Source organism: Mycobacterium sp. AT1, from assembly GCF_002043095.1.
Lineage (GTDB): Bacteria > Actinomycetota > Actinomycetes > Mycobacteriales > Mycobacteriaceae > Mycobacterium.
Window position 1 is genome coordinate 1 of record NZ_MVOC01000093.1, and the last position, 5,086, is coordinate 5,086.

The 5,086-nt window shown below is 68.9% G+C and carries 4 protein-coding genes and 1 pseudogene; 1 reads left to right on the forward strand and 4 read right to left on the reverse strand.

Annotation, left to right across the window (positions count from 1 at the left end):
- Positions 1 to 197: pseudogene (locus B1790_RS32160) on the forward strand (iditol 2-dehydrogenase); the annotation flags it as partial.
- Positions 198 to 376: 179 nt separating this feature from the next.
- Here B1790_RS32160 and fgd read toward each other — a convergent pair.
- The 4 genes from fgd to B1790_RS32180 all read right to left on the reverse strand — a co-directional run bounded on the left by fgd (position 377) and on the right by B1790_RS32180 (position 4,989).
- On the reverse strand, positions 377 to 1,387 hold the full coding sequence (fgd, locus tag B1790_RS32165) for a glucose-6-phosphate dehydrogenase (coenzyme-F420) (protein WP_079927338.1): 1,011 nt from the start codon (positions 1,385 to 1,387) through the stop codon (positions 377 to 379).
- A gap of 123 nt (positions 1,388 to 1,510) precedes the next feature.
- Positions 1,511 to 3,001, reverse strand: a complete 1,491-nt coding sequence (locus B1790_RS32170) for an aldehyde dehydrogenase (RefSeq protein WP_079927339.1) — start codon at positions 2,999 to 3,001, stop codon at positions 1,511 to 1,513.
- A gap of 106 nt (positions 3,002 to 3,107) precedes the next feature.
- A complete protein-coding gene (locus tag B1790_RS32175; RefSeq protein ID WP_079927340.1) occupies positions 3,108 to 4,220 on the reverse strand; it encodes a CaiB/BaiF CoA-transferase family protein in 1,113 nt (370 codons plus the stop codon).
- Positions 4,221 to 4,422: 202 nt separating this feature from the next.
- Positions 4,423 to 4,989, reverse strand: a complete 567-nt coding sequence (locus tag B1790_RS32180; protein ID WP_079927341.1) for a carboxymuconolactone decarboxylase family protein — start codon at positions 4,987 to 4,989, stop codon at positions 4,423 to 4,425.
- Positions 4,990 to 5,086: the final 97 nt, after the last annotated feature.

A 5,086-nucleotide genomic window follows, 5' to 3' on the forward strand; every position in this document is an offset into this window, starting at 1 on the left:
ATCAGCGTCAGATGACGCTGCTGACCTCATGGACACTGTCCATCGTGGAGCAAAAACGCTGCGCCGACTTCGTCGCGGCCCGTCAACTACCCGTCGACGAATTGTATTCGCACAGTTGGGCTCTCGCGGACGCCACCGCCGCCTACGAGTGGTTCGACCAGCAGTCCGACGGCAAAGGCGTGTTCGAGTTTTCCTGACGCCGCAGACCATCGCGTGCCAGTTCGCCACACCCGTTGCCCCGACAGGACTGCACGGGGATGTCGGGGCCTCCGTCCGTGCACGCACCGCCGCAGCGCGCGCGAGGTGACGGCGAGGAAACGACAAGGGTGCGGCACGACGGCGAATCATGACCGTGACGGCGCAATGCCACCATTTGTCAGATCAGTCGGCGCAGCCGCGGCTCCAGGTCGCGCTGGAAGAGCTCCAGGAACCGGCGCTGATCGTGGCCCGGGGCGTGGAAGACGAGGTGGTTGAGGCCGTAGTCGACGTAGTCCTTGACCTTGGCGACGGCCTCGTCGGGATCCGACGCGACGATCCACCGCTTGGCGACCTGCTCGATGGGCAGCTCGTCGGCGGCCTTCTCCATCTCCAGCGGGTCGTGGATGTTGGTCTTCTGCTCGGCGGTCAGCGACAGCGGCGCCCAGAACCGGGTGTTCTCCAGCGCCAGCTCCGGATCGGTGTCGTAGGAGATCTTGATCTCGATCATCCGATCGACGGCGTCGGGGGCCTTGCCAGCGGCCTCCTCGCCTTCCTTCACCGCGGGGATGAGCTTGTCCTTGTACAGCTCCTCGCCCTTGCCGGAGGTGCAGATGAACCCGTCACCCGCGCGGCCGGCGTACTTGGCCACCTGGGGCCCGCCTGCGGCGATGTAGATCGGGATGCCGCCCTCGGGGACGTCGTAGATCGACGCGCCCTTCGTCTTGTAGTACTCGCCGTCGAAGTCGACGCGGTCGCCCAACCACAGCTCGCGCATGAGGCGGACGGATTCGCGTAGGCGCGCGTAGCGCTCCTTGAACTCGGGCCATTCGCCTTCGAACCCGGTGGCGATCTCGTTGAGGGACTCGCCGGTGCCGACGCCGAGGAAGATCCGGTCGGGGTACAGACACCCCATGGTGGCGAACGCCTGCGCGATCACCGCCGGGTTGTATCGGAAGGTCGGGGTCAGCACCGAGGTGCCGAGCACCAGTCGCTTGGTGCGTTCGCCGACCGCGGTCATCCACGCCAGCGAGAACGGCGCATGCCCGCCCTCGTGGCGCCACGGCTGGAAGTGATCACTGACAGTCGCGCTGTCCATGCCGTGCGCCTCGGCCTCGACGGCCAGCTCGACGAGTTCCCGCGGGGCGAACTGTTCCGCCGACGCCTTGTACCCCAGTCTCAGCTCTGCCATCTCCGAGCTCCCGTCGTCGTTGTTGGTCGGTCGGCGCGCGGTGGCCTCCGATCCGCACGTAGGGCCTCCGCGCGATACCCGGCGCACCGACCTGACGGTCGGCGGCGCCGCGGGGCCGCGATCTCAGCGCTGATACTGGGCGGGCACGGCGTCCAAGATGATGGTCTTGGGTTCGGTGTAGAGGTGCATCGACTCGGTTCCGCCTTCGCGACCGATGCCGGAGTGCTTGAAGCCACCGAACGCGATGCCGAAGTCGCCGCGAACGGCATTGTGGCCCACCGTGCCCGACCGCAACTGTGCGGCGATGGTGCGGGCTCGCTCGACGTCGGCGGTGAAGACCGAGGCGTTGAGTCCGTACACCGTGTCGTTGGCGATGCGTACCGCGTCGGCGTCGTCGTCGGCGGGGATCACGGCCAGCACGGGCCCGAAGATCTCTTCTTGGGCGATGACGTGCCGGCTGTCCACGTCGGCGAACACGGTGGGTTCGATATAGAACCCCCGGTCCAGATGTGCGGGTCGACGACCGCCGGTGACCAACCGTGCGCCCTGCTCGACACCACGGTCGACGTAGCCCTGTACCCGCTGCAGCTGACGCTCGGATGCCAACGGACCCAACTGACTTCGCGGGTCGAACGGGTTGCCCACCACGGTCTGGGAGAACGCCGCAGCCAGGGCGTCGACCATGTCGTCGTGACGCGAGCGGTTGACTACGATGCGCGTCAGCGACGAACATACCTGTCCTGAGTTCGCGCACGCCGACCCGGTCAGAATCGCCGCGGCGGCGTCGAAGTCGGCGTCGTCGAGCAGGATGGCGGCGGACTTGCCGCCGAGCTCGAGACTGCACCGAGCAATCCGTTGACCGCACAGTGCCGCGATCCGCTGACCGACCGCAGTGGACCCGGTGAAGGCAATCTTGTCCACCCGAGGATCTCCGACCAGCAGCTCGGAAACCTCCCGGTCGGCGGTGACCACGTTGAGCACCCCAGGCGGCAAACCGATCTGGTGGGCGATCTCGGCGGCGATAAGACCCTCTCCCGGCGCCTCGGGTGAGGACTTGAGGATGACGGTGCAGCCGGCGAGCAGCGCCGGGGCCACCTTGTGGATGATCATCGGCACCGGGGAGTTCCACGGGATGATCGCACCGACCACCCCCACCGGTTCGCGCACCAGCACCGCGAACTCGCCACCGCGGGTGGGTCGTGCTCGTTCCTCGAACGGATAACTGTCGGCCAAGGCGGCGTAGGCGTCGCATTCGTTGGCGGCCCGCTCGGCGAACGTGAGCGCCAACGAGTGCAGTGCACCGGATTCGCGGGGCCAGAGCTGACCGACGTCGTCGAGACGTTCCCGCCACCCTTGGGCGAAGGCGCGCACGTACTCGGCCCGCTGCGCGTGGCTCAGTTGGGGCCACGGTCCCTCGTCGAATGCCTGCCGGGCCGCCGCGACCGCCGCGGCCATGTCCGCCGCCTGCGCCTCGGCTACCCGCAAGAAGGGTTCCTCGTCGATCGAGTCGACCACGGTGAACGCGGCGGTCGTCGACGGTGTCACCCACTGGCCGCCGATGTAGAAGCGGTCGGGGTAGCGCAGCGGTGTACCCGCCTGGTGCGTCAACGTCATCGTGGGTAGCTCCTGTCGTGTTCCTCGGCGGCGCGGCGTCCGGAGCGGACGGACTGGTCCAAGCGTGGGCGGGGTGCACGGCGGCGCGTGCGACGAGGAAGCCGACTCACCGCAGTGCCGCGTGCTCGGGTGCGTGCCAATCGGCGAGGACGTCGTCGACGGACTGGGGTGGCGCGGGCGCGTCGGGCACCGTGGTAAAGGTCCGGGAGAACCTGGGCGCCGGGGCAGCCTGCGCTACGCCTGCCACTTCGGTGATGGTGCCCCGTGCACGCACGTGGGGGTGCGCGGCGGCTTCGCCGAACGCCAGTACCGGGGTGACGCAGGCGTCGACGTCGGCGAAGGTCGCGGCCCATTCGTCGCGGCTCCGCGAGGCGAAGGCGTCGGTGAAGTGCCGTCGCAGTTCGGCCCAGCGGCTGCGGTCCATCTGGTCGGGCAGGTCGGCACCGGAGAGGCCCAGACCGTCGAGGAAGGCGGCATAGAACTGCGGCTCGAGCGCGCCCACCGCGACGTGGCGGCCGTCGGCGCAGGCGTAGGTGTCGTAGAACGGCGCGTGACCGTCGTAGAGGTTGGACTCCGGCTCGTCGATCCAGGCGTCGCGGGCCAGCAGACTCCAGAACAGCTGGCTTAGCACCGCCACGCCGTCCACCATCGCGGCGTCGACGACCTGGCCGCGCCCGGAGCGCTGAGTCTCCCACAGCGCGGCCAACACCCCTATGACCAACATCGCGGACCCACCGCCGAAGTCGCCGATCAGGTTCAGCGGCGGCACGGGACGTTCACCGGCTCGCCCTATGGCATGCAGGACGCCGGTCAGCGAGATGTAGTTGATGTCGTGGCCGGCGCGTTGGGACAGCGGGCCGTCCTGTCCCCACCCGGTCATCCGGGCGTACACCAACCGAGGGTTGCGATGGAGGCAGTCGGCGGGGCCCAGACCCAACCGTTCGGTCACCCCGGGCCGAAAGCCCTCCAAGAGAACGTCGGCGTCGGTGATGAGGCGCATCACTGCGGCGCGGTCCGCGGGGTCCTTGAGATTGGCGACCACGCGTCGGCGTCCCCGCAAGGTCGGATTCGGCGCCGCGGCAGGACCTGGGGGTGCGGGTCGATCCACCCGCACGACGTCGGCGCCGAGATCCGCCAACATCATCGCGGCATGGGGGCCGGGGCCCAACCCGGCCAGTTCGACGACTTTGAGTCCGACCAGGGGTCCACTGGGTGTCACGTCATGCCTTTACAGTCGAGGAGTGGTGGCCCCGGTGCAGCACCGAGGTGAGGAGGATCCACAGGGCGCTGCTCGTCGACGAGCCTGTCGGCTCCCGCCTGAACAGCACCCCACCGACGTCGCCGACGGCCCGGTCCCGCTGACGGCGTACCGCTGCCGCCTCGACGTGGGTCGGCCGGGGCGTGTGGTCGTGGTGGGGTGATCACGGCACCTCGCGAAGGGGAGGCGCCACACCCTCGGGCAATGCGACCTGCGTGGTGTTGAGCAGCATGGCGACCATCCCGTAGTAGCCGCACGTCGCGACGAGGTCCAGGACACCTTGGCGACCGAAGCGCAGCACCGCCTCGTCGTAGACGTCGCCGCGGGGCTCACCGTGATGGAGGGTGCGCAGCACGAAGTCGTGCACGATCCGCTGCTCCTCGGTCATCGGCTCGGGAATCCGTCCGTCCTGTATGGCGCGGATCAGCGCGTCGGGCAGATCGGTGCTGGCCCGGGCGACGCGTTCATGGGCCACCCACTCGTATTGGCAGGTCCAGTGCCGGGCCACCAGCAAGATCGTCAGCTCGATCAGGGCGGGGGGCAGCGCGGAGGTAAAGCGCAGGTGTGCGCCCATCCGCTGGACCACGTCGGCCAGTTCGGGATGGTGGATCAACGCGAGATACGGCCCCCGCAGCCCGCCCCGCGGGCCGCCGGCGATGGTGTCGGCGACTTCGCGTTGCCGGGGTGTCATGTGGTCGGGGTCGATCAGCGGAAACCGGGTTGGGGCCATGACTTGCCTTTCGTCGGCACGCCCAGGGGGCGGGAGTCGGGGATCGGGTGGGAGCTCGCCCCGGGGTGATGTCAGCTGGCGGGGGTGGCGCCGGGCC